Raw genomic sequence first — 21,489 nt, forward strand, 5'->3', positions numbered from 1 at the left:
GAAGCGGGGTCGGCTGCGACCAGGGCGCCGACGACCATCGCGGCCGATGCCGCGAGGCCGACGAGGGCGCGTACGGACCTACGGCGCCATCGCGCTGGTGGGGTGAGGGCGAAACTATCGGTCATCGTGCACTCCTTTGTGCCAGGTGCTTACCGGGAGATGAGCGATGCGCGCCGGTCGTACCGCGTCCGTGACGGGCGCACCGGCTGCTCGGCGACCGGCGGCACGACCGGGATCGGGCCGTCGAAATCGTTATCGACCGAGTCTGCAACCCTGCCGAGGGGTTCGTGAATAGCCGGATGCGGTGATGAACCGTTTAGGTGGCCGGTCGCGCTCTCGTGTCGCGGCCTGAAGGTCGTCGCCGATACTTTCCGAAAGGATTCGACCGGTGCCCGCCGGCGAGGACGCGTCGGCGGCCGGCTCCCGGGCAGGTCACCGGAGGCCGGCCGCTGTGGTCGTCCCTACGCGCCGGGCTCCAGCGGGGAGGCGGACCGCTCGGGGGCCGAGGATGTCGGCACGGCACCCGACGCCGTCCCGTCGGGCTCGTGCCGCAGCAGGTCGCCGGGCTGGCAGTCCAAGGCGTCGCACAGGGCCTCGAGGGTGGTGAACCGGACGGCCTTGGCGCGACCGTTCTTGAGGACGGCGAGGTTGGCGGGCGTGATGCCGATGCGGTCGGCCAGGTCGCCGACCGACATCTTGCGGCGGGCGAGCATCACGTCGATGTCGACGACGATCGGCATCAGATCACCTCGTCGAGCTCGGCACGGAGCGTGCTGGCCGTCGAGTCCAGCGCGACGGCCTTGACGAGGAGCTGGCGCAGCACCAGGACGAGCACCGCGATGCCCGCCGTGCCGACGCCGGCGATCACGACGACGAGGACGAACCCCGGCGGGACGGCCTCCCCGGGGGCGAGCGCGAACGTCAGGGCGACCGCGAGCAGCGTCGCCGCGACGGCGGAGCCGATGATGACGTCGACGTACCGGAACGCCGCCGCGGAGAAGACGGTGTCGCGCTTCACCATCGTCAGCAGCTTCCAGACGCACACGAGCGCCACCTCGACGGTGAGGACGCCGGCGATGCCGATCCCGACGACGACCCACCCGAGCGTCGCCGTCTCGGGCGACTCCTCGGAGATGTCGATGCCGAGCAGCGGCAGGATCACCCCCTGGATCACGAGCATCCCGGCGAACAGCATGACGAGCAGCACCCGGAGTGCGAGAACGGTCAGACGGCCCACGGGACGCACCCACCTCTCGGTCGAAGGCTATCGATTAACGATAGAAAACTATCGTTGAAGATCCGCCGCTGGCAACATCCTGGCCCGTGCCCCGCCCGTCGACCGCCGATACAGTCGCCGCCATGAAGGCGGTCGTGCACACCGAGTACGGCGGTCCCGAAGTCCTGCGGCTCGTCGAGGTGGACCGGCCCGCCCCCCGCGACGCCGAGGTGCTGGTCCGTGTCCGGGCCTGCTCGCTCAACGCGTCCGACTGGGAGGGCCTGCGCGGCACCCCTGCCTACGCGCGGATCGGCGGGCTCCGGCGGCCACGGCGGCACGTCCTCGGCTCGGACGTCGCCGGCACCGTGGAGTCCGTCGGCGCGCGGGTCACCGCGGTCGGCCCGGGCGACGACGTCTTCGCCGACGTCCTCGGCCGCAACGGCGGCCTCGCCGAGCTCGTCGTCGTCCCGGAGCGGGCCCTCGCGCCGATGCCGTCCGGCATGACGTACGTCGAGGCCGCCGCGGTCCCGCAGGCCGCCGCGATCGCGCTGCACGGCATCCGCACCAAGGGCCGGGTACGCCCCGGCGACCGGGTGCTCGTCAACGGCGCCGGCGGCGGCGCGGGCACGTACGCGGTGCAGCTCGCCAAGCTCGACGGCGCGGAGGTCACCGCCGTCGACAACGCGGAGAAGCTCGACCTGCTGCGCTCGCTCGGCGCCGACCACGTCGTCGACTACCGGACGCACGACTACACGGCCGCCGGTCGCACCTACGACCTCGTCCTGGACCTCGCCGGGCACCGCTCCGTGCGGCACAGCGCCCGCGCGATCGCGCCCGGGGGGCGGTACCTGTTCGTCGGCGGGTCCCTGCGGTCCCTGCTCGGGGTCCTGCTGCTCGGACCGCTCGTCGGTCTCCGGGGGCGCCGGCGGATCCGCGTCCTCGCCGTCGGGCTCGGCGTGCGGCAGGTGACCCCGCTCGTCGAGCTGGTGCTCGCGGGTGACGTCCGCACGGTCGTCGACCGCGTCTACCCGCTCGCCGAGGCGCCCGAGGCGCTGCGTCGGCTCGGCGAGGGCCACGCCCTCGGGAAGGTCGTCGTCGAGGTCGACGCCGCGGGGGCACCGCCGCACTGACCCGGCGGGCCGAGGGTCGCGCGGTCAGACGTGCGTGACGACCACCCGGCCGTCGCGGACCTCGACGGCCCACGTCGCCAGGTCGACGGACCCGGCCACCGGCACCTTGCCGCCGGTGTCGAGGCACGCGCCCGTGCGCAGGTCCCACACCTGCTTGTGCATGGGCGACGTGACAGTCGGGGTGTCGCCGACCGAGCCGACGATCCCGCGTGCCAGGACGTTCGCACCGCAGAACGGGTCGCGGTTCTGCACGGCGAGGACCGTGTCGTCGGCGAGCCGGAACAGGGCGACCTGCGCGCCGTCGACGAGCGCGGCGGCACCACGTTCGGGGACGAGCGCGTCGAGCGCGCACACGTCGGTGCTCACGCCGGTGCTGACGTCGGGGCTCACCGGGTCACCTCCAGGGTCCGGGCGACGCGCGGGTCGTGGTGGGCGGGTTCCCCGGGCCGGGCGGGCCGGACCTGGCCGCGCAGCGGCGTGTACGCCAGGTCCGGGTCGGCCGTGCCGGGGGCGTTCACGAACGCGGCGAACCGGTCGAGCTTGTCGGGGTCGTCGAGCGCCTCGGCCCACTCGTCGCGGTAGTCGCCGACGTGCGCGGCGATCTCGGCCTCGAGGTCGGCGGCGATGCCCTGGGCGTCGTCGACGAGGATCGCGCGGAGCTCGTCGATCCCGCCGGGGTAGTCCGCGACGAACGGGGCGGTCCGCTGCAGGCGGTCGCCGTGCCGGACGTAGAACGCGAGGAACCGGTCGACGACGGCCACGAGCTCGTCGTCGGACAGGTCCTCCGCGAGCAGGTCCGCGTGCCGGGGGTTCGCGCCGCCGTTGCCGCCGACGTACACGTTCCAGCCGTTGGCCGTCGCGATGACGCCGACGTCCTTGCCGCGCGCCTCGGCGCACTCGCGTGCGCAGCCGGACACGCCGACCTTGAACTTGTGCGGCGTCCGCAGCCCCCGGTACCGGTTCTCGAGCAGGATGCCCATGCCGACGGAGTCACGGACCCCGAACCGGCACCAGGCCGACCCGACGCACGACTTCACGGCCCGCAGCGACTTCCCGTACGCCTGCCCGGACTCGAACCCCGCGTCGATCAGCCTCTGCCAGATCGCCGGGAGCTGGTCGATGCGGGCCCCGAACATGCCGATCCGCTGGGCCCCGGTGATCCGGGTGTAGAGCCCGAACTCGGAGGCCACCGCACCGATCGCCATGAGCTTCTCGGGCGTGATCTCGCCGCCCGGCACCCGCGGGATCACCGAGTAGGTGCCGTCCTTCTGCAGGTTCGCCATCACGTGGTCGTTGGTGTCCTGCAGCGGCGCGTGGTCGCGCGACAGGACGTGGCCGGCGCGCAGCGACGACAGGATCCCGGCGACCACCGGCTTGCACACCGCGCAGCCGCGGCCGGTGCCGTGGGCCGCGACGATCTCGCTGAACGTCCGCAGCTCACCGGCGCTGACCAGCGCGTACAGCTCGGCGCGGGGCATCGCGAAGTGCTCGCACATGGCCCGGGACACCTCGATGCCGCTGGCCTCGAGCTGGGCGTTGACGAGCTTCGTGACGACGGGGACGCACGAGCCGCAGACCGTCCCGGCCTTCGTGCACGCCTTGACCTCGCCGACCGTGGTGCACCCGTGCTCGGTGACGGCCTCGCGGACGGTCCCGGCGGTGACGTTGGTGCACGAGCAGACGACGACGTCGTCGGGCAGGTCGCCGCCGAGCTCCGGCGCGCCGCCCTCGGGGGCGAGGAACGCGGACGGGTCGGCGCCGAGCGGGCGGCCGAGCATCGGGCGCAGCTGCGGGTAGAGGGCCGCGTCGCCGACGAACACGCCGCCGAGCAGCGTGCGGGCGTCGTCCGAGACGACGAGCTTGCGGTACGTCCGGGCGACCGGATCGGTGAACGTGACCTCCAGGGCGCCGGGCGTCAGGCCGAACACGTCGCCGAAGCTCGCCGCGTCGACGCCGACGCCCTTGAGCTTCGTGCCCTCCGGTGCGGGCGTGTAGAGCCGGGGGCCGCCGAGCAGGCGGTCGACGACCACGTCGGCCATCGCGTTGCCCGGTGCGACGAGCCCGGTGCACTCGCCGTCGAACGACGCGCACTCGCCGATCGCCCACACGGCCGGGTCCGACGTGCGGCACGTGGCGCCGACGACGACCCCGCCGCGCTCGCCGATCGCGAGCCCCGACTCGCGGGCGAGCCGGTCCCGGGGCCGCACACCGGTCGAGAAGACGACGACGTCGGCGGGGATCTCGTCGTCGTCGGACAGCCGCATCGTCGCCACCGAACCGTCGGGCGCGGCTGCGAGGCCCGTGCACGCGATCGACGTGCGGACGTCCATGCCGAGGTCGTCGACCAGGACCCGCAGGGCCTCGCCGCCGCCGGCGTCGAGCTGGACGTTCATCAGGTGGTCGGCGAACTCGACGACCGTCGCGCTCGCGCCCAGCGACTGCAGCGCGGCGGCGGCCTCCAGGCCGAGCACCCCACCGCCGACGACGGCACCGCGCAGCGGCCGGCCGAGCACGGCCGACCGGTCGGCCACCCACGCGCGCATCGCCTCGAGGTCGTCGAGCGTGCGGTACCGGAAGACGCCCGGCAGGTCCGTGCCCTCCGTCCGCGGCGTCCACGCCCACGAGCCCGTGGCGAGCACGAGCTGGTCGTACTCCACGACCCGGCCGCCGCGCGTCGTGACCGTCTGCGCGTCGCGGTCGAGCCGGGCGACGGCGTCGCCGACGAGCAGCGTCGTGCGCGGGTCGTCCCAGACGTGCGGGTCGAGCGCCAGGTCGTCGGGGGTGCGGGCCGCGGTGACCAGCTCCGACAGGTGCACGCGGTCGTACGGGACCCAGGGCTCGTCGCCGAGGACGGTGACGTGCCACCCGTCGTCCGGCGCCCGGTCCAGCAGCCCGGCGACGAGGCGGTGGGCCACCATGCCGGCGCCGACGACGACGACCCGGCCGAGGGTCACAGGGGGAGCGGTGCGCATCGGGGACCTTCCGTGGGGACGTGGTGCTGCGCCCAGCATCTGTGCACGTGCGCCCGCCCGGCCGGGCCGTTGGACCCACGCAAACTCACACGCGATCGGACCCCCGTGAGAGATCGCGAGGCGGCACCCGCCCGGGTGGGCCGGGTGCGCGGGAGGGGCGGTCCGTCGGGCAGGGGTGACGGCACCGGAGGGCAACGGTCGCCGTCCTCCGGGCAGGGTTCCGCGGGGACCGGCCTGCGACGTATCAGGCGACGTGCGCCGTCCTCGTCGTGGGTTCAGCGGGTTGCAGGAGGCAACCGGCACGCACGGCACGGAGGTTCGCCATGGTCATGCGCAGGGGTCTGCTCGCAGCAGGGGTCGCCGTCCTGGGGGTCGTCGGGGTCGCCGTCCCGGCGTCCGCCGTTGCGCCGCTGACGTCGGGGATCGGCCCGTCGCCGGACACGTCGCAGGTGTTCCTGTTCGTCGGACCCTCGTCGGTGTCCGGGCGATACACCGTGACGGTCACCGGTCACATCGCGGGGCCGCTGTCCGTCTCCACGCTCGTGACGTTCGAGCTCTTCGGGGACGACCCGATCTACGACGACGTCCTCGGCGTCACCGGGTCCGGCACGACGCAGAACGGGTCGTTCCACATCTCGACGGACGTGCCGCGGAGCGCGGTCAACGAGGACCTGATCGGATCCGACGAGGTGTACGCCCACGTCACCACGCTGCTCGGGTTCAGTGCGAACACCAACGTCGTGTCAGGCAGCTTCTGAGGGGCCGGCGTCAGCCGAGGAAGACCTGCCCGCAGAGCATGCCCTTCGGCCCCGACGTGCAGCCGACGCCGATCTGCGTGTACCCGGGGCGCAGGATGTTCGCGCGGTGGCCCTCGGACCCCATCCACCCGGCCACGACGGCGGCGGCGGTCGGGTAGCCGAGGGCGAGGTTCTCGCCGAGCGTGCCGACGCCGCACGCGTCGACGATCTCACCGAGCGGGTCGTGCTCGAACCGTCCTTCGGCGACGAGCCGGTCGGTCCGCACGACCGCCATCGACGTCGCGCAGTCGTTGACCGTGAGCTCGCCGAGCCCGGCCTTGCGGCGCTCGGCGTTGGTGAGGACGACGATCTCCTGGGCCAGGGCGACCGTCGCGGGGACCTCGGGCGCAGGTGCGGGCGCGGCGGGGGCGGGGGCGGGCGCCGGGGTCGACGGGGCCGCGGCGCCGGTGCCCGCCGTGCCGCCGTCCGCAGGATCGGCCGAGGACGGGGCGGGGGCGGGGGACGCCTCGGCGGTCGTGGTGGCGGTCACCGTCGGCGACGCGCTCGACGTCGGCTCGCCCCGGTCGGCGGTGTCGTCCCGGACGAACCCACGGCTGACCGCGTCCGACGCCCGTTCGACGAGGGCGCCGACGTTCGTGGCCTCGAACCGGACGCTCGGCTGCTCCGCGCTCGCGAACGGGTTCAGCGCCGCCGCCGCGCCGAGCAGCCCCGTGACGAGCACGGTCCCGACGACGACGCGCCGGGGCCGGACCTTCGACCGCCTCCGCCGCCTGTCCCGCTGCCGCAGGTCGCGGCGGCGGGTGTCGGTCGGCGAAGGCATGCCGGCGACGTTATCGGATCGTTATCTCGAGTGGAACACCTGTCCAGGAGTGGGACGAACCGGTCGCGTCCGGCACGACCGGTCGCCGGCGCCCGTCGGGTGGCCTAGAGCTCGTCGAGCGGCACGTCCCCGTCGGCCAGCCTGGCGGGGTCGACCTCCCGGCCGACGAGGGCCCGGAGCTGGTCGTTGACGTCCCACACGTTGACGTTCATCGCCGCCCGCACCCGTCCGTCGCGCAGCCAGAACGCGACGAGCTCCCGGGCGGCGACGTCGCCCCGCACCACGACCGCGTCGTCCGAGTCGGCGTACCCGACGTACTCCATCCCCAGGTCGTACTGGTCGGTGTAGAAGTACGGCTGCCAGTCGTGCACGTCGGGACGGCCGAGGATCGAGCGGGCCGCGAGGGCGCCCTGCCGGATCGCGTTGTCCCAGTGCTCGACGCGCAGGCTGTGCCCGAGCGCGGTGTTGCGGGCGTACGCCACGTCGCCGGCCGCCAGCACGTGCGGGTCGGCGGTGCGCAGGTGCTCGTCGACGGCGATCCCGCCCCCGTTCGCCGCCAGGCCCGCGGCGGCCGCGAGCGCGACGTTCGGGGCGGCCCCCACGCCGACGAGCACGACGTCGGCGGGCACGAGCTCGTCGCCGACCCGGACGCCGGTGACGCGGCCGCCGGAGCCCTCGAACCCGTCGACGCCGACACCGGTCCGCAGGTCGACGCCGCGCTCGCGGTGCAGCCCGGCGAACATCCCGGCCATCTCGGGTCCGAGGACCCGCAGCAGCGGCTGCGCGGCGTACTCCAGCACGGTCACGTCGAGACCGGCCTGCCGTGCGGCGGCGGCGACCTCCAGCCCGATCCAGCCGCCGCCCACGACGACGAGCCGCTGGGGGGTCGCGAGCACGTCGCGCAGGACGTCGCTGTCGGCGAGGCGGCGCAGCGTGCGGATGCCGTCGAGGCCGGCGCCGGGGACGTCGAGCGTGCGTGGCCGCGACCCGGTGGCCAGGACGAGGTCGTCGTACCCGAGCGTGCTGCCGTCCGAGAGGGCGACGGTCCGTGCGGCGCGGTCGACCTGGAGTGCGGTGGTGCCGAACCGCGTGGTGACGTCGTGCTCGTCGTACCAGCCGGGCTCGTGCACGAACACCTCGTCGCGCCCGGTGGTCCCCTGGAGGTACCCCTTGGACAGGGGCGGCCGCTCGTAGGGGCGGTCCGGCTCCTCGCCGACGAGGGTGATCGGCCGGTCGTCCCCCTCCTCGCGCAGCGTGGCGACGACGTGCGCGGCGGCGAGCCCGGCCCCGACGACGACTGTCCCTGACATGACGACCTCCGGCTGCCGGTGCGACGACCTACGGACGGACGGCGGCGAGGAACTCCGCCCGGGTGGCGGGGGAGTCCCGCACGAGGCCGGACAGGGCGGACGTCGTGGTGACCGTGCCGCCGGCGCGGACGCCGCGCATGCTCATGCACAGGTGCTCGGCCTCGACGACGACACCGACGCCGCGGGGCTCGAGCTCCATGTCGATCCAGTCGGCGACCTGGCGGGTGAGCCGTTCCTGGACCTGGGGGCGCCGCGCGAACATCTCGACGACGCGCGCGAACTTCGACAGGCCGAGGATCCGGCCGCCGGGCAGGTAGCCGACGTGGGCGACGCCGACGAACGGGAGCAGGTGGTGCTCGCACAGGGACTGCACGGGGATGGAGCGGACGACGACGAGCTCGTCGTACCCCTCGTCGTTGGGGAACGTGGTCATCTCGAACGGGCGCGGTGTGAGCATCGCGGCGTACGCCTCGGCCATCCGGCGGGGGCTGCGTTCCGTGCCGGGGCTGTCGCAGCGGATCCCGAGCGCCTCGAGGAAGGACCGGGCGGCGTCCTCGGCGGCGTCGAGCGCGGTCTCGTCGCGGGTCGTGGTGATCGTCACCGGCGGGCCTCGTCTCTATCGAACATACTTATTTACGTTAGAAAGCCGCGCCGGTAGTGTCAAGAAGGTGGAGCACGTGAGCTCAGGGACGTTCGCCGCGGACGCCGAGGCCATCGGCGCGCTCGCCGACCCCGTGCGTCTCGCGCTGTACCGGTTCGTCGTCGCGCAGCCCGAGCCGGTGAGCCGCGACCAGGCCGCGGAGGCCGTCGGCGTCCCGCGCCACCGTGCCCGGTTCCATCTCGAACGGCTCGCGACGGACGGCCTGCTCGCGACGAGCCATGCGCGGCTGACCGGCCGCACCGGCCCCGGCGCCGGCCGGCCCGCCACCCTGTACCGGCGAGCGCCCCGCGAGGTCGCCGTCTCGCTGCCCCACCGCGAGTACGAGCTCGCCGGCCGGCTGCTCAGCGACGCGGTCGCCGAGTCGGTGCGCACCGGCGCGCCCGTGCTCGAGGCGGTGGACCGCTCGTTCGCGGCGTACGGGCAGGCCGCGGCGCGTGCGGCCGACCCGGACGGGGCCGACCCCCTCGACGCGACGGCGCACGTCCTCGCCGGCCACGGCTACGAGCCGCGACGTGACGGCGACGAGGTCCACCTGCACAACTGCCCGTTCCACGCACTGGCGCAGACGCAGACCGAGCTCATCTGCCACGCGAACCTCTGCCTCGTCGCCGCGGTGGCCGGCGAGGTCGCTCCGGACCGGGTCGACGCCCGCCTCGAGCCCCGCGCCGACCGGTGCTGCGTGGTCCTCGCGGCCAGGCCCTAGCGGCCGTCGACGGCGCACCCGTCCCGGGGGCCGGGACGTAGGACCCGCGATCGGGCGGACATGTCCCCGTACTTTTCTGACATAAGTCCCCACGCGCTCGTGTCTTCGAGCGCGTGGCGGACCCCGCAAGCCCCGCACGCACCCGGGCTGCCGGCCCTCCAGCCCGGCGGCCGGCGGGCACGCCCCGTCGTGCCCGCACCCGGACGCCCATCCCACGAGATCGCTTCCCGATCGGAGTCGACGATGACCTACCCCAGTGCGGTGCACTGGTTGCGCGGCCTGCCCGCGGGCACGGCGCCCGAGGGGGTGGTACCCCACCCTTTCGCCGACGGTGAGCACACCGGAGGGCCGGCGTCTCCCGTCGAGGAGCCCGTCGCGACGCCGCACCTCACGCTCGTCGGCGACGCACCCGACGAGCGGGTCGTCGAGCCGGACCCGGAGACGAGCGCGCTCTGGGCCGAGTACGCCGCGTCGCGGTCGAAGGCCTGTCGGGACCGGCTGATCCTGCACTACGCGCCGGTCGTGGCCCGGGTCGCCGCCCGCGTCGGCATGCGGCTCCCGCGCACCGTCGAGCAGGCCGATCTCGTGTCCTACGGGATGTTCGGGCTGATCGACGCGATCGAGAAGTTCGACGCCGGCCGTGAGGTGAAGTTCGAGTCGTACGCCGCCGCGCGGATCCGCGGCGCGATCATCGACGAGCTGCGGGCGAGCGACTGGGTGCCGCGCTCCGTCCGGACGAAGGCCCGGGCGATCGACCAGGCGCACGCCGAGCTCGAGGCGACGCTGCACCGCGCCCCCACCGACGAGGAGACGGCCGCGCACCTGCAGATCCCGGTCCGCGAGCTGCGCGCGGTGTACGCCAAGCTCGCGACCGTGAACGTGTCCGCGCTCGACGACATGGCCGGCGACCGCGGCGTCCCGTTCAAGGACACCCTGCGCGACCACGCGTGCGTCGACCCGGCCGGCGCCCTCGACGCCGCCGAGACCAAGCACCTGCTCGCCCGCGCCATCGAGCAGCTCGGCGACCGGGAACGGATCGTCGTCGTCCTCTACTACTACGAGGGCATGACCCTGGCCGAGATCGGCCGGGTGCTCGGCGTCACCGAGTCGCGGGTCTCCCAGATGCACACCGGCGCGATGCTGCGGCTGCGCACCCGCCTGCGGGAGGCGGAACGCGCCTGAGCGTCAGCCCTTCGGCGGGAACGTCGCGACGTGGTCCCGGGCGCGGACCAGCCACCCGGCTGCCTCGTCGGGCGGCATGGCCGGCGGGAGCGCGAGGTAGCTGCCCATCGGCCTGCCGCCGGGGCTGAACGGGACGGTGCCGTCGAGCGCGGACAGCTCGTCACGCGCCTCGTCGTCGAGCTTGACCCCGACCGAGTCGCCGTACAGGCCCGCGAACATGTTCCCGTTCACGTACGCCCCGAGGTGACCGAACAGCGGCTTGACCTGCACGCCCGGCCCGTCGGGGACCAGCGCGCGGAACCGCTCCTTCTGGGCGTCGGTCGCCTTCGTCATCGCGCACCTCTGCACCGAGCGGGACGGGCCTCCGTTCTCAACGTATAGCGCACAGGGGGGCTTGCCGCCAGGCCCCCGTCGGGGCGCAGAATTCCTGCCTCATCCCCGCACCCCACGGAACGAGGCCCATGCCCACCGACGCGTTCGACCTCCCTGACCGTCTCGCCGCCAAGGCCGACCCGGCCCTGATCGGCGACGACGAGCGCCATTTCGCGGCGATCGGCCAGAGCCTGGAGCAGACGGTCGCCGACCTGTCCGAGCGGCTGGGCGCTGCGCGTCGTGCGCCCGCTCGGGGCGGCACGCAGGCGCTGGAACGCGACCAGGAGGTGCACCGCCTGTCGTCGCGCCTGCGCACCCTGCGGCGGTTCGGGCTGGACCTGTGCCTCGGCCGCATGGTGGGTGCCGACGGTGCCGAGCCCGTGTACGTCGGGCGGCTGGGTCTGACCGACAGCGCGGGGCGGCGGCTGCTCGTGGACTGGCGGTCGCCCGTCGCCGAGCCGTTCTTCGGCGCCACGCACGCGAACCCGATGGGCCTGGTGAGCCGGCGCCGGTACCGGTGGACCGCCGGGCGGGTCAGCGACTACTGGGACGAGGTGTTCACACCCGACGGGCTCGTGGGTCACGCCGCGCTCGACGACGAGTCCGCCTTCGTCGCGAGCCTGGGCACGAGCCGGTCGGCGCAGATGCGCGACGTGCTCGGCACGATCCAGGCCGACCAGGACGCGATCATCCGCCGCGGCTCGCGCGGCACGGTCGTGGTCGACGGCGGTCCGGGCACCGGGAAGACGGTCGTCGCGCTGCACCGCTCGGCGTACCTGCTGTACTCCGAGCCGCACCTCGGCCACCACCGGGGCGGCGTGCTGTTCGTCGGCCCGCACGAGCCGTACCTCGCGTACGTCGCCGACGTGCTGCCGCGCCTCGGGGAGGAGGGCGTGCAGATCTGCACGCTGCGCGACCTGGTGCCCGAGGGCGCGACGGCGCGGCCGGAGACCGACCCGGAGGTGGCGCGCCTCAAGTCGTCCGCCGACCTGGTGAGGGCGATCGAGCCGGCCGTGCGGTTCTCCGAGCGGCCGCCCAAGGAAGGCCTGCTCGTCGAGACGCCCTGGTCCGACCTGTGGCTCAGCACCCAGGACTGGGCCGACGCGTTCGACTCGCCCGACCTGGGCACCCCGCACAACGACGCCCGCGACCAGGTCTGGGACGAGCTTGTCGAGATCCTCGTCGCGAAGGTCGACGACGAGGACGTCCCCGAGGACCAGCTCCGCCGCGCCCTCCTGCGGAACCGGGAGCTGACCGGGGCGTTCAACCGCGCGTGGCCGCTCATCGAGGCGACCGACCTCGTCGCCGACCTGTGGTCGGTGCCCGCCTACCTGCGGATGTGCGCCCCCCGGCTCACCCCCGACGAGGTGCGGACGCTGCAGCGCGACGACACGCACGCCTGGACGGTCGCGGACCTGCCGCTGCTCGACGCCGCCCGGCAACGGCTCGGCGACCCGGAGGCGTCCCGGCGGCGACGTCGTCGGGAGGCCGCGCTCGCTGCCGAGCGGGAGGAGATGAGCCGGGTCGTCGAGCACCTCGTCGAGTCCGACGACTCCGAGCTGCAGGTGATGAAGATGCTGCGCGGCGAGGACCTGCGCGCCGCGCTCGTCGACGAGGACGCGCACGCCGGTCCCGCCCCCGACGCGCTGGCCGGCCCGTTCGCGCACGTCGTCGTCGACGAGGCCCAGGAGCTCACCGACGCCGAGTGGCAGATGCTGCTCAGCCGGTGCCCGTCGCGGAGCCTGACCGTCGTCGGGGACCGGGCGCAGGCCCGCGGCGGGTTCGACGGGTCGTGGCAGGAACGGCTCGGGCGGGTCGGGCTCGGCGACGTCGACGTGCGGTCCCTGACCGTCAACTACCGGACGCCGTCGGAGGTGATGGCGCAGGCCGAGCCGGTGATCCGAGCCGTGCTGCCCGACGCCAACGTGCCGACGTCGATCCGCAGCAGCGGGGTCCCGGTCGTGCACGGGTCGACGCCCGACCTGGCCGCGGTGCTCGCGACGTGGCTCGCCGAGGACGCCGACGGGATCGCGTGCGTCATCGGCGACCCGACGTTCGAGGAGGTGCCGCGGGTCCGCTCCCTCACGCCGCAGACCGCGAAGGGCCTCGAGTTCGACCTCGTCGTCCTCGTCGACCCCGAGCGGTTCGGCGACGGCACCCGGGGAGCCGTCGACCGGTACGTCGCGATGACGCGCGCGACCCGGCAGCTCGTCGTGCTGACGAGCTGACCGGGACGTTCGGACCTGACCGCGGCGGGCGCGGGGAGACAGGCTGGCGTTGTGCCCGGACGGCTGAGCGTGTTCGACCGCGCGGAGCTCGCGACGGACGTCGGACCCTCCCCGCGCAACGTCACCGTGCTGCTCGTCGTGGCCGGACCCGTGCCGGACGTCGACGAGGTCCGCGCCCGGATGGCGTCGGCGCTCGCGGCCGAGCCACGCCTGGGTGAGCAGGTCCGGCGGGCGGCCACGGGACCCGTCTGGCGTGCCGGGCCGGTGGACCTGACCGCGCACGTCCGCGTGCGGTCCGTGCCGGGCGGCGACCCGGTCGACGTCGCGGTCGACGAGCTCCGACGGCCCCTGCCGGCGGGCCGCCCGGCGTGGCGGCTGACGCTCGTGGACCTCGCGGACGACGAGCGGTCCGCGCTCGTGTGGACCAACGGGCACGTCCTCGGCAACGGCCCGAGCGTGCTCGGGCTGCTCCTCGACCACCTGACCGACGGCCCGCCCGCCGCACCGTGGCGCACGCCGGGGCGCCGCCCGCCGCCCGGGCCCGGCGAGCGGGTGCGCGCCGGCCGGCCCGGCCGGAGCCGCCTCGTCCGGCCCGTGACTGCCGGGCTCACGGCGGTCCCCGTGAGCGTCGACCTCACGGACCTGCGCGCCGGTGCGCGCACGTGCGGGGCGACCGTGAACGACGCGCTGCTGTGGGCGTGGGGCCGCGCCTTCCGCCGGGCGGGCGGGGCCGCCGGCGGGCGCGTCGTCCTGTCGGTGCCCGTGACCGTGCCGGGCTCGGCGTTCGGGAACCAGGTCGGCGCCCTGCGCGTGGCCGTCCCGGCGGAGCGCGGACCGGCCGCCGCACAGCTCGCCGCGCTCGCGGCCCGCACCCGGGCCGCCAAACGGCACGTCCGGCCGTGGGCCTGGTCGCTCGCCCCGGCCGGTGTCCTCGTGATGCGCCGGCTCGGGCTGCTCCCGATGATGCTCCGGCGGCAGCGGCTCATCTCGACCGTCGTGACGCACGCCCCGGGGCCGCCCGACCCGCTGCGGGTGCTCGGCGTCCCGGTCGTCGCGACCGTGCCGCTCGTCCCCGTCGTCGGGAACGTGACGACCGCCGTCGCGGCCGTCTCCGTCGGCGGCCGTCTCGACGCCGCGGTGGTGTGCTCGCCCGAGTCAGCCGGGCGGGCCCGCGCGCTCGCGGACGACCTCCGCGACGGCCTGCGGGAGATCGCCGCGCTGGGCCGGGTCTGACTCAGGCCCAGAGGCCGCGCTCGACGAGGACGTCGCGCAGCACGTCCGCCCGGTCGCTGATGATCCCGTCGACCCCGACGTCGAGCAGCGCCCGCATGTCGTCCGGGTCGTTCACCGTCCACACGTGGACCGGGCGGCCGGCGCGGTGGGCGGCGCGAACGTGCCGTCCGGTGAGGACCCGCCGGCCGCGGAACCGCCACGGCACCTGGTAGGCGTCGAACCCGCGCGCCGCCACGCGGCCCGTGAGCAGGAAGGTCACCGCCTCCGCGGTCGCCGCCGACGTCGCGACCGGCCGGGACAGCCGGGCGACCGTCGCGTCCCGGCGGGCCGCGGAGAACGACGCGACGCACACCCGGTCGTGCGCGGCGGTCCGCTCGATGGCCGCGGCGACCGGCTCGACGCCCGAGCGTTCCTTGACGTCGACGTTCACGCGCACGTCCGGCCACGTGCCGAGCACGTCCTCCAGCACGGGCACCGGCTCGACCCCGCCGACCCGCGCCCGCCGGACCTCGGCCCACGGCAGCTCGGCGATGCGCCCGGCGCGGTCCGTGGTGCGGTCCAGCGACGCGTCGTGCATCAGCACCGCGCGACCGTCGGCCGTGCCGTGCGCGTCCGTCTCGACGTACCGGTACCCGAGGTCGACGGCCGCCTGGAACGCTGCCATCGAGTTCTCCAGGCCGGCAGGGGAGAACCCGCGGTGCGCGAGCGCGGCGGTGCCGCCCGGGGCGCCGAAGTACGGGTGCGTCATGCCGCGACCTCCGGTCGGGGGCCGACGGACCGTCCGGTCAGGACGTGCGTCGGGCCTGCTCCAGGTTCGACCGGTGCGGGCCGGACAGCCAGTCCTGGTCGAGACGCGCGTCGACCGGGTCCTCCCCGCGCCGCAGCGCCTCCACGTAGGCACGGTCGGCGGCGAGGCGCGCCGCCACCTCGGGGCCCCTCGCGACGGCCCCGTGGCCGGGGACGACGACGTCGACGTGCCGGGCGGCCTTGCCGAGCCGGTCGAGCGCCGCCGCGTAGGCGGCCACCTGACCGGGGCGTCGCGCGTCGAGGAGCGGGATGAGGACGTCGGAGAGCATGTCGCCCGCGATCAGCACGCCCCGGTCCGCGAGCAGGAGCGCGGCGTGGCCGGCGGCGTGCGCCTCGTGCGCGACGACCTCTCCCGGCACGGGCCCGCCGTCCGCGGGCAGCGGGGTGAGGAGCGCGACCAGGTCCAGCGGGATGCCCGAGGCGTTCTGCTCCGCCATCGCCTGCGCGCGCTCCCGGGCCTCGGCGGCCACCTCGGCGCACGCGGCGGTGGCGTAGCGCGGCACGTCGCCGAACCGGGGGTGCCACAGCAGGTGGTCCCAGTGCGGGTGGGTGCAGAACCCGGCGACCACCGGGACGCCGAGCCGGTCCACGTCGTCGGCGAGCTCGGCCAGGTCCGAGCCGGCGATGCCGGGGTCGACCAGGACCAGCCCGCCGTCCGCGCGCACCACGACGGCGTTGCTCCAGACCCAGTCGCTCTGCCGGACCCAGACCCCGTCGGCCACCTCGTCGAGCACCGGATCACTGTGTCAGGTGCGCCCGTCCGCCGCGCGCCGATTCCTCCGGCACCTCCGCGCGGTCTACCCCTCATGACGACGACGCAGGACCCGAACCGCGCCCACTGGGTGGCCGTCGCGCGCGACGAGCCCGTCGACTGGGGTGCGCTCGCCACCGAGCCGGACGGCGTCGACGACGCCCCCGTCGACGACCCCGCAGGGCTCTGGCTGCACCCCGGCGACGAGCTGCCCGGTGCGGCCGTGCTGGCCGTCCACGGCGGCGGGTTCGTCAGCGGCTCGGTGCGGACGCACCGTCGGATGTTCGGCCACCTGGCCCGTGCGTCCGGCGTCGCGACGTTCGTCGTCGAGTACGGCCTGGTGCCCGGGCACGTGTTCCCGAGCCAGCTCGGCACCGTGACGGCCGCGTACCGGTGGCTGCTCGACGGCGGCGCGCGGCGGGTCGCCGTGGCGGGGGACTCGTGCGGCGCGACCCTGGCGCTGGCGCTCGCGGTGCAGGCCCGGGACGACGGCCTCCCGCCGCCCGCCTCGCTGCTGCTCATGTCGGCGTGGACCGACCTCCTGGCCACGGGTGCGTCGTACGACGGCGCCCGCGACCCGTTCTTCACACGGCCCCTCGTGCGCGGGCTCGGCGCCGGGTACCTCGCCGGGACGGACCCGCACGACCCCCTCGCGGCGCCCCTGCACGCCGACCCGGGCGGGCTGCCGCCGACCTACCTGCAGGTCGGGGCCGACGAGGCGCTGCTCGACGACAGCAGGGCCCTCGCCCGCCGGATGCACGACGCCGGGGTGGACGTGCGGCTCGAGGAGTTCGCCGGTCAGGTGCACTCGTTCCAGATGGCGGCGGGCCGGACCCGGGTCGCCGACGACGCGATCGGGAGGGCGGGACGATGGCTGCGGTCGACACTGGTCCCGTGACCACGTTCGAGGAGGAGTCCGCCGGGCTGCGGTCGGAGCTCACCGCGCACGCCTACCGGATGCTCGGCTCGTGGGACGAGGCGGAGGACGCCGTCCAGGAGACGTACCTGCGCGGCTACCGCTCGTGGGACGGCTTCGAGGGGCGCTCGTCCGTGCGCACCTGGCTGTACCGGATCGCGACGAACGTGTGCCTCGACGCCGCCCGTGACCGTGGGCGCCGGGCGCTGCCGTCAGGCCTCGCGGCGGACGAGCACGCCGCCGCGCACGCGTTGTCGCCCGTGCGATGGCTGCAGCCGTTCCCGGGCGACCGCGACGACCTGCGCCTCGCGCTCGTCGCCGGGATGCAGACCCTCCCGCCGTCGCAGCGAGCCGTCCTCCTGCTGCGCGACGTGCTGCAGCTCCCCGCCGACGAGGTCGCCGAGATCCTCGGGACCACGGTGCCGGCCGTGAAGAGCAGCCTGCAGCGCGCCCGGGCCCGGCTCGCCCGGACCGCGCCGACCCCGCACGACGTCGTCGAGCCCACGTCGCCCGACGCCCGCCGGCTGCTCGACGTGTACGTGCGGGCGTTCGAGACCGCCGACGTCCGCCTGCTCACCGCGGTGCTGCGCGCCGACGCGACCCTCGAGCTCGTGCCCGCCGGCGCCTGGTTCGCCGGGAAGGCCGCGTGCTCCGTCGTGCTGGCCGACGCGGTGGGGACGCCCGGCGAGTGGTCGATGGAGCCCACGACCGCGAACGGCGCCCCTGCCGTGGTGGTGCGGCGGCACGGCGAGCCCCTGGGGGTCGCCGTCCTCGACGTGCGCCGCGACGGGATCGCGGGCATCACCGTGTTCGAGGACCCCGCGCTCGTCGGGAGGTTCGCGTCGACGTGACCGGGAGACGGACGCGGGCGTGGGACGACGTGCGTCCCACGCCCGTGCCGCCGCGGGTCGAGCCCCGGTCCGGGGGACGTCAGCCGGTCGGGCGGACGACCTGCCCGATGATGTGCGTCGTGTAGTTGTAGGACGAGATCTTCACGCCGCTGTTCGGCCCCGCTGCGTGGACGATCCGGTCCTCGCCGATGTAGATCGCCACGTGGGTGATCTTCGACGGGACGGACTCGTAGTAGAAGATGAGATCGCCAGGCTGGCGCTGGGAGAGCGGGTACTTGGCGCCCTCGTTGTACTGCTTCTGCGACTGGTGGGTGAGCGTGTAGCCGCCCTGGATCCACGCCGCCTTCGTCAGACCGGAGCAGTCGAACGTCGCCTCCCCTTCGGCGCCCCAGACGTAGGGCTTGCCGACCTGCAGCTTGGCGTACTCGACTGCGCGCTCTGCCGGGGACTTCTGGGCGGTGTATTGCGCTGTGAACCAGGTCGGCTGGGCTGCGGCGGTGTAGAGGACGAGGTTGCCGTCGTCCTGCATCTGGAGGAACGACGCTCCACGGCCGTCTGTGCGCGTGTTCCAGACCGCGGCGTTCGCGGCCGTGTAGAGCACGAGGTTGCCGTCGCTCTGGAGCACGAGGCGGTTCGCCCCCGAGCCCGCCGTCTGCGAGTTCCAGGTCGCGGTGCTGCCCTGGTAGACGACGAAGTTGCCGTCGCTCTGCATCAGCGCGACGTAGGCGCCGTTCGGTGACTGCAGTCCCTGGCCGATCGAGAGCCCGGCGACGGAGTCGATCCGGGCCGGGAAGTACCGGGACCCGGACTGCCAGGTCGCCACCCCCTGGGCGGTGTAGGTGACCAGGTTGCCGTCGTCCTGCAGATACACCGCGACGGTGCCCGACCCGTAGGTGCCGGAGTGCCACAGGGGCACGGCGGCTGCCGAGTAGACGACGAAGTTGCCGTCGGCCTGCATCTGGGCGAACGCGCCGGGGTTGCCGTCCGTGCGGCTCTGCCAGCGCACGTTCCAGGTCGGCGTGTAGAGCACGAGGTTGCCGTCGCTCTGCATGATCAGCCGGAGCGTGCCGTTCGGCGAGACGAGCTGCTCGCCGGAGCTCAGCCGCTCACCTGCGTGGAGAGCGTTCGGCTCGGCCAGCGCCACCGAAGGCGGTGCCGTCACCAGCCCCGCCACGAACACCGACGCCATCAGCGACAGCGTCGCAGCCAGTCGCGACGCGCGTAGAGATCGAACCCTGACCACTGTCACCCCCTGTTCGCGCGGCCGGGACGGCCGCCGCACGGCACCATAGCGGCAGACCTGGGACAAAACGGGGCGTTCGGACGACCCGAGTCGCGTCGTCGTCCGGTCACGAGCAGGTCGAGCGGCCGGCACCGTGAGCGCGAGATCTTCGTGCCCACCCCGCGCTACCGTCGGCTCACCCACGTGTCCGCCGCCCGCGGCCGGCACGGGTGCTGGACGGTGGCCCAGCGCTCACGAGACGACCAGGGAGACCATGAGCACGCAGCGAGTCCACGCCTTCCTCGACGAGCGCGACCTCGCGCCTCGCCTCATCGAGACGGACGCCGACACCTCGACCGTCGAGACGGCCGCGGCCGCGCTGGGCGTGCAGCCCGCGCAGATCGCGAAGACGCTCGCCCTGCGGGCGGGGGACCGGACCCTGCTGGTCGTCGCGTGCGGTGACGCACGGATCGACAACGCGAAGTTCCGCGGGCAGTTCGGCGCCAAGCCGCGGATGCTGTCCGCACCCGAGGTCGAGGCGCTCACCGGGCAGCCCGTCGGCGGCGTCAGCCCGTTCGGCCACCTCGACGCCCTCGAGGTGCACCTCGACGAGTCGCTGCGCGCGTTCGACGTCGTGTACCCCGCGGGCGGGAGCCGGAACAGCGCGGTCCGCCTGACACCGTCCGAGCTGGCCGACCTGACCGGTGCGGGCTGGGTGGACGTCACCCGGGCACGCGAGGACCGCCCGCAGTCGTAGGGCCGGGGATCGGCCGCCCTACCCCAGCTCGTCCCGGCGCCGCGTGAGGTACGCCGTCTCGGCGGTGTTGCCCGCCAGGGCGAGGGCCTCGTCGTACGCCGCGCGCGCCTCGGGGTCGCGGCCCAGCCGGCGCAGCAGCTCGGCCCGGGTCGCGTGGAAGGCGTGGTAGCGGGCCAGCGCGTCGCCGAGGCGGTCGACGGTCGCGAGCGCCACCTCGGGCCCGTCGAGCTCGGCGACCGCCACGGCGCGGTTGAGCGCGACGACCGGTGACGGGTCGAGGCGGACGAGCTGGTCGTACAGGGCGACGACCTGCGACCAGTCGGTGTCGCGTGCGTCGGGGGCGGAGGTGTGCACGGCGTTGATCGCGGCGAGCACCTGGTAGCGGCCCGGGGCCACGCCGGAGGCCAGCCGTTCGCGCACGAGCCGGTGCCCCTCCGCGACCAGCGCCCCGTCCCAGGCCGACCGGTCCTGCCGGTCGAGGGGGACCAGCTCGCCGCTCGCCGCGACGCGGGCGGGACGGCGGGCCTCGGTGAGGAGCATGAGCGCGAGCAGCCCGGCGGCCTCGCCGTCCTCCGGCAGGAGGGTGCGGACCAGCCGGGCGAGCCGGATCGCCTCGGCGGTGAGGTCCGCGCGGACCGGGTCGGTGCCGGGCCCGGTCGCGAGGTAGCCCTCGTTGAACACCAGGAACAGGACGGCGAGCACCCCCGACACCCGCGCCGGGAGGTCGCCGGCCGCCGGCACCCGGTACGGGATGCGGGCGGCCCGGATCTTGGCCTTCGCGCGGGTGATCCGCTGCCCCATCGCGGTCTCCTGCACCAGGAACGCCCGCGCGATCTCGGGGACGGTCAGGCCGCCCACCATGCGCAGGGTCAGCGCCACCCGGGTCTCCGGGGCGAGCGCCGGGTGGCAGCACGTGAAGATCAGCCGGAGCCGCTCGTCGTCGACTGGCCCGGGAGCCGGGGCCGGGTCGTCGTCCTGCCACATCAGCGCCGCCCTCTGCTTCTCGCCCCGCTTGCTCTCGCGCCGCAGCCGGTCGATGGCCCGCCGGTTCGCCGTCGTCGTCAGCCAGCCGCCCGGGTTGGGCGGGACGCCGTCCGCGGGCCAGCGCTCGACGGCCGTCGCGAACGCCTCGGCCGCCGCGTCCTCGGCGACGTCGAGGTCGCCGAACCGCCGGGTCAACGAGGCGACCACCCGCGCCCACTCGTCGTGGTGCGCCCGGACGATCGCCTCGGTGACGTCGGCCGGGCTCACAGGAACGGCCGCACCTCGAGCTTCCGGTGGCAGGCCTTCGACCCGTCGACGGCCAGGGCCAGCGCCTCGTCGAGGTCGGCGGCCTCCCAGACCCACAGGCCCGCGACGTGCTCCTTCGTCTCGACGAACGGGCCGTCGGTGACGACCGGTGCCCCGTCGCCCCGGCTGTCGACCACGGTGGCGGTGCCGGGCGACGCGAGCCCGCCGGCGAACACCCAGTGCCCCCCGGCGCGGAGCCTGTCGTTGAACACGTCGATCGCGGCCATCTCCTCGTCCGTCCCGGACGCGGTCCGGTCGTCGATCACGGACACCAGGTACTGCATGTGGCCATCTCCTCTGCTCGGCGGGC

22 protein-coding genes are annotated in these 21,489 nt (G+C 74.7%); 9 read left to right on the forward strand and 13 right to left on the reverse strand.

What is annotated here, in order from left to right; all coding sequences use genetic code 11:
- Positions 1-461: 461 nt before the first annotated feature.
- Both Cch01nite_RS21470 and Cch01nite_RS21475 read right to left on the reverse strand, forming a co-directional pair.
- Positions 462-740, reverse strand: a complete 279-nt coding sequence (locus tag Cch01nite_RS21470) for a helix-turn-helix domain-containing protein (protein ID WP_203758556.1) — start codon at positions 738-740, stop codon at positions 462-464.
- Entirely contained in the window at positions 740-1,237 is a 498-nt protein-coding gene (locus Cch01nite_RS21475) for a DUF2975 domain-containing protein (RefSeq protein WP_203758557.1), read from the reverse strand. Before Cch01nite_RS21475 ends, Cch01nite_RS21470 begins: the two co-directional genes overlap by 1 nt.
- Before the next feature lie 122 nt (positions 1,238-1,359).
- On the opposite strand from Cch01nite_RS21475, the gene Cch01nite_RS21480 reads away from it, so the two are divergent.
- Entirely contained in the window at positions 1,360-2,346 is a 987-nt protein-coding gene (locus tag Cch01nite_RS21480) for an NAD(P)-dependent alcohol dehydrogenase (protein ID WP_203758558.1), read from the forward strand.
- A 24-nt stretch (positions 2,347-2,370) separates the two neighbouring features.
- On the opposite strand, the gene nirD is transcribed toward Cch01nite_RS21480, so the two are convergent.
- On the reverse strand, positions 2,371-2,736 hold the full coding sequence (gene nirD / locus Cch01nite_RS21485) for a nitrite reductase small subunit NirD (protein WP_203758559.1): 366 nt from the start codon (positions 2,734-2,736) through the stop codon (positions 2,371-2,373).
- Complete coding sequence (nirB, locus tag Cch01nite_RS21490; RefSeq protein WP_203758560.1) at positions 2,733-5,318, reverse strand: nitrite reductase large subunit NirB; 2,586 nt, start codon at positions 5,316-5,318, stop codon at positions 2,733-2,735. The genes nirD and nirB overlap by 4 nt, the downstream gene beginning before the upstream one ends.
- A 323-nt stretch (positions 5,319-5,641) precedes the next feature.
- Between nirB and Cch01nite_RS21495 the strand changes: the two genes are divergently transcribed.
- Positions 5,642-6,076, forward strand: coding sequence for a hypothetical protein (locus Cch01nite_RS21495; protein ID WP_203758561.1), 435 nt, complete (start codon positions 5,642-5,644; stop codon positions 6,074-6,076).
- Positions 6,077-6,086: 10 nt separating this feature from the next.
- On the opposite strand, the gene Cch01nite_RS21500 is transcribed toward Cch01nite_RS21495, so the two are convergent.
- The 3 genes from Cch01nite_RS21500 to folE form a co-directional block, all read right to left on the reverse strand.
- Positions 6,087-6,896: a CAP domain-containing protein gene (locus tag Cch01nite_RS21500; protein WP_203758562.1), complete on the reverse strand. Its 810-nt coding sequence runs from the start codon at positions 6,894-6,896 to the stop codon at positions 6,087-6,089.
- A 104-nt stretch (positions 6,897-7,000) separates the two neighbouring features.
- The gene (locus tag Cch01nite_RS21505) at positions 7,001-8,206 is read right to left on the reverse strand and encodes an NAD(P)/FAD-dependent oxidoreductase (RefSeq protein WP_203758563.1); all 1,206 of its coding nucleotides are present in this window, start codon (positions 8,204-8,206) and stop codon (positions 7,001-7,003) included.
- Positions 8,207-8,234: 28 nt separating this feature from the next.
- Entirely contained in the window at positions 8,235-8,807 is a 573-nt protein-coding gene (gene folE / locus Cch01nite_RS21510) for a GTP cyclohydrolase I FolE (protein WP_203758564.1), read from the reverse strand.
- Positions 8,808-8,883: 76 nt separating this feature from the next.
- On the opposite strand from folE, the gene Cch01nite_RS21515 reads away from it, so the two are divergent.
- A complete protein-coding gene (locus Cch01nite_RS21515) occupies positions 8,884-9,570 on the forward strand; it encodes a helix-turn-helix transcriptional regulator (RefSeq protein ID WP_203758565.1) in 687 nt (228 codons plus the stop codon).
- Between the two features lie 243 nt (positions 9,571-9,813).
- Positions 9,814-10,752: a FliA/WhiG family RNA polymerase sigma factor gene (locus tag Cch01nite_RS21520; RefSeq protein WP_203758566.1), complete on the forward strand. Its 939-nt coding sequence runs from the start codon at positions 9,814-9,816 to the stop codon at positions 10,750-10,752.
- A 3-nt stretch (positions 10,753-10,755) separates the two neighbouring features.
- Here the strand turns inward: Cch01nite_RS21520 and Cch01nite_RS21525 are convergent, their stop codons facing one another.
- Positions 10,756-11,085: a TfoX/Sxy family protein gene (locus Cch01nite_RS21525; protein ID WP_203758567.1), complete on the reverse strand. Its 330-nt coding sequence runs from the start codon at positions 11,083-11,085 to the stop codon at positions 10,756-10,758.
- 128 nt (positions 11,086-11,213) lie between these two features.
- On the opposite strand from Cch01nite_RS21525, the gene helR reads away from it, so the two are divergent.
- Together helR and Cch01nite_RS21535 are read left to right on the forward strand one after the other, a co-directional pair.
- A complete protein-coding gene (helR, locus tag Cch01nite_RS21530; RefSeq protein WP_203758568.1) occupies positions 11,214-13,352 on the forward strand; it encodes an RNA polymerase recycling motor ATPase HelR in 2,139 nt (712 codons plus the stop codon).
- Positions 13,353-13,403: 51 nt separating this feature from the next.
- On the forward strand, positions 13,404-14,585 hold the full coding sequence (locus Cch01nite_RS21535; protein ID WP_203758569.1) for a WS/DGAT domain-containing protein: 1,182 nt from the start codon (positions 13,404-13,406) through the stop codon (positions 14,583-14,585).
- A 1-nt stretch (position 14,586) separates the two neighbouring features.
- On the opposite strand, the gene Cch01nite_RS21540 is transcribed toward Cch01nite_RS21535, so the two are convergent.
- Positions 14,587-15,333, reverse strand: a complete 747-nt coding sequence (locus Cch01nite_RS21540; RefSeq protein WP_203758570.1) for a glycerophosphodiester phosphodiesterase family protein — start codon at positions 15,331-15,333, stop codon at positions 14,587-14,589.
- A 37-nt stretch (positions 15,334-15,370) separates the two neighbouring features.
- On the reverse strand, positions 15,371-16,126 hold the full coding sequence (locus Cch01nite_RS21545) for an MBL fold metallo-hydrolase (RefSeq protein WP_203758571.1): 756 nt from the start codon (positions 16,124-16,126) through the stop codon (positions 15,371-15,373).
- 72 nt (positions 16,127-16,198) lie between these two features.
- Here Cch01nite_RS21545 and Cch01nite_RS21550 point away from each other — a divergent pair, with 72 nt between their 5' ends.
- Both Cch01nite_RS21550 and Cch01nite_RS21555 read left to right on the forward strand, forming a co-directional pair.
- On the forward strand, positions 16,199-17,041 hold the full coding sequence (locus Cch01nite_RS21550) for an alpha/beta hydrolase (protein ID WP_203758572.1): 843 nt from the start codon (positions 16,199-16,201) through the stop codon (positions 17,039-17,041).
- Positions 17,038-17,910, forward strand: a complete 873-nt coding sequence (locus Cch01nite_RS21555; RefSeq protein ID WP_239071206.1) for an RNA polymerase subunit sigma-70 — start codon at positions 17,038-17,040, stop codon at positions 17,908-17,910. The genes Cch01nite_RS21550 and Cch01nite_RS21555 overlap by 4 nt, the downstream gene beginning before the upstream one ends.
- 79 nt (positions 17,911-17,989) lie before the next feature.
- Here the strand turns inward: Cch01nite_RS21555 and Cch01nite_RS21560 are convergent, their stop codons facing one another.
- Positions 17,990-19,099, reverse strand: coding sequence for an NlpC/P60 family protein (locus Cch01nite_RS21560; RefSeq protein ID WP_203758574.1), 1,110 nt, complete (start codon positions 19,097-19,099; stop codon positions 17,990-17,992).
- Positions 19,100-19,406: 307 nt separating this feature from the next.
- Between Cch01nite_RS21560 and Cch01nite_RS21565 the strand changes: the two genes are divergently transcribed.
- Positions 19,407-19,889 carry a YbaK/EbsC family protein gene (locus Cch01nite_RS21565; RefSeq protein WP_203758575.1) on the forward strand — a complete coding sequence of 161 codons (483 nt, stop codon included), beginning with the start codon at positions 19,407-19,409 and terminating at the stop codon, positions 19,887-19,889.
- A gap of 18 nt (positions 19,890-19,907) precedes the next feature.
- Here the strand turns inward: Cch01nite_RS21565 and Cch01nite_RS21570 are convergent, their stop codons facing one another.
- Together Cch01nite_RS21570 and Cch01nite_RS21575 are read right to left on the reverse strand one after the other, a co-directional pair.
- Positions 19,908-21,140 (reverse strand): RNA polymerase sigma factor, encoded by a 1,233-nt coding sequence (locus Cch01nite_RS21570; protein ID WP_203758576.1) that lies wholly within the window; start codon positions 21,138-21,140, stop codon positions 19,908-19,910.
- Positions 21,137-21,463 (reverse strand): YciI family protein, encoded by a 327-nt coding sequence (locus Cch01nite_RS21575; RefSeq protein WP_203758577.1) that lies wholly within the window; start codon positions 21,461-21,463, stop codon positions 21,137-21,139. The genes Cch01nite_RS21570 and Cch01nite_RS21575 overlap by 4 nt, the downstream gene beginning before the upstream one ends.
- Positions 21,464-21,489 lie beyond the last annotated feature (26 nt).

It is taken from the genome of Cellulomonas chitinilytica, assembly GCF_016862675.1.
GTDB classification, from domain to species: Bacteria; Actinomycetota; Actinomycetes; order Actinomycetales; family Cellulomonadaceae; genus Cellulomonas; species Cellulomonas chitinilytica.

Coding starts and splice junctions, on each gene's coding strand:
- Cch01nite_RS21505 (WP_203758563.1), bottom strand. CDS start 8,206: ATGTCAGGGACAGTCGTCGTCGGGGCCGGGCTCGCCGCCGCGCACGTC.
- Cch01nite_RS21550 (WP_203758572.1), top strand. CDS start 16,199: ATGACGACGACGCAGGACCCGAACCGCGCCCACTGGGTGGCCGTCGCG.
- Cch01nite_RS21495 (WP_203758561.1), top strand. CDS start 5,642: ATGGTCATGCGCAGGGGTCTGCTCGCAGCAGGGGTCGCCGTCCTGGGG.
- Cch01nite_RS21575 (WP_203758577.1), bottom strand. CDS start 21,463: ATGCAGTACCTGGTGTCCGTGATCGACGACCGGACCGCGTCCGGGACG.
- Cch01nite_RS21560 (WP_203758574.1), bottom strand. CDS start 19,099: ATGGCGTCGGTGTTCGTGGCGGGGCTGGTGACGGCACCGCCTTCGGTG.
- helR (WP_203758568.1), top strand. CDS start 11,214: ATGCCCACCGACGCGTTCGACCTCCCTGACCGTCTCGCCGCCAAGGCC.
- Cch01nite_RS21540 (WP_203758570.1), bottom strand. CDS start 15,333: ATGACGCACCCGTACTTCGGCGCCCCGGGCGGCACCGCCGCGCTCGCG.
- Cch01nite_RS21500 (WP_203758562.1), bottom strand. CDS start 6,896: ATGCCTTCGCCGACCGACACCCGCCGCCGCGACCTGCGGCAGCGGGAC.
- Cch01nite_RS21525 (WP_203758567.1), bottom strand. CDS start 11,085: ATGACGAAGGCGACCGACGCCCAGAAGGAGCGGTTCCGCGCGCTGGTC.
- Cch01nite_RS21520 (WP_203758566.1), top strand. CDS start 9,814: ATGACCTACCCCAGTGCGGTGCACTGGTTGCGCGGCCTGCCCGCGGGC.
- nirB (WP_203758560.1), bottom strand. CDS start 5,318: ATGCGCACCGCTCCCCCTGTGACCCTCGGCCGGGTCGTCGTCGTCGGC.
- Cch01nite_RS21565 (WP_203758575.1), top strand. CDS start 19,407: ATGAGCACGCAGCGAGTCCACGCCTTCCTCGACGAGCGCGACCTCGCG.
- Cch01nite_RS21480 (WP_203758558.1), top strand. CDS start 1,360: ATGAAGGCGGTCGTGCACACCGAGTACGGCGGTCCCGAAGTCCTGCGG.
- Cch01nite_RS21470 (WP_203758556.1), bottom strand. CDS start 740: ATGCCGATCGTCGTCGACATCGACGTGATGCTCGCCCGCCGCAAGATG.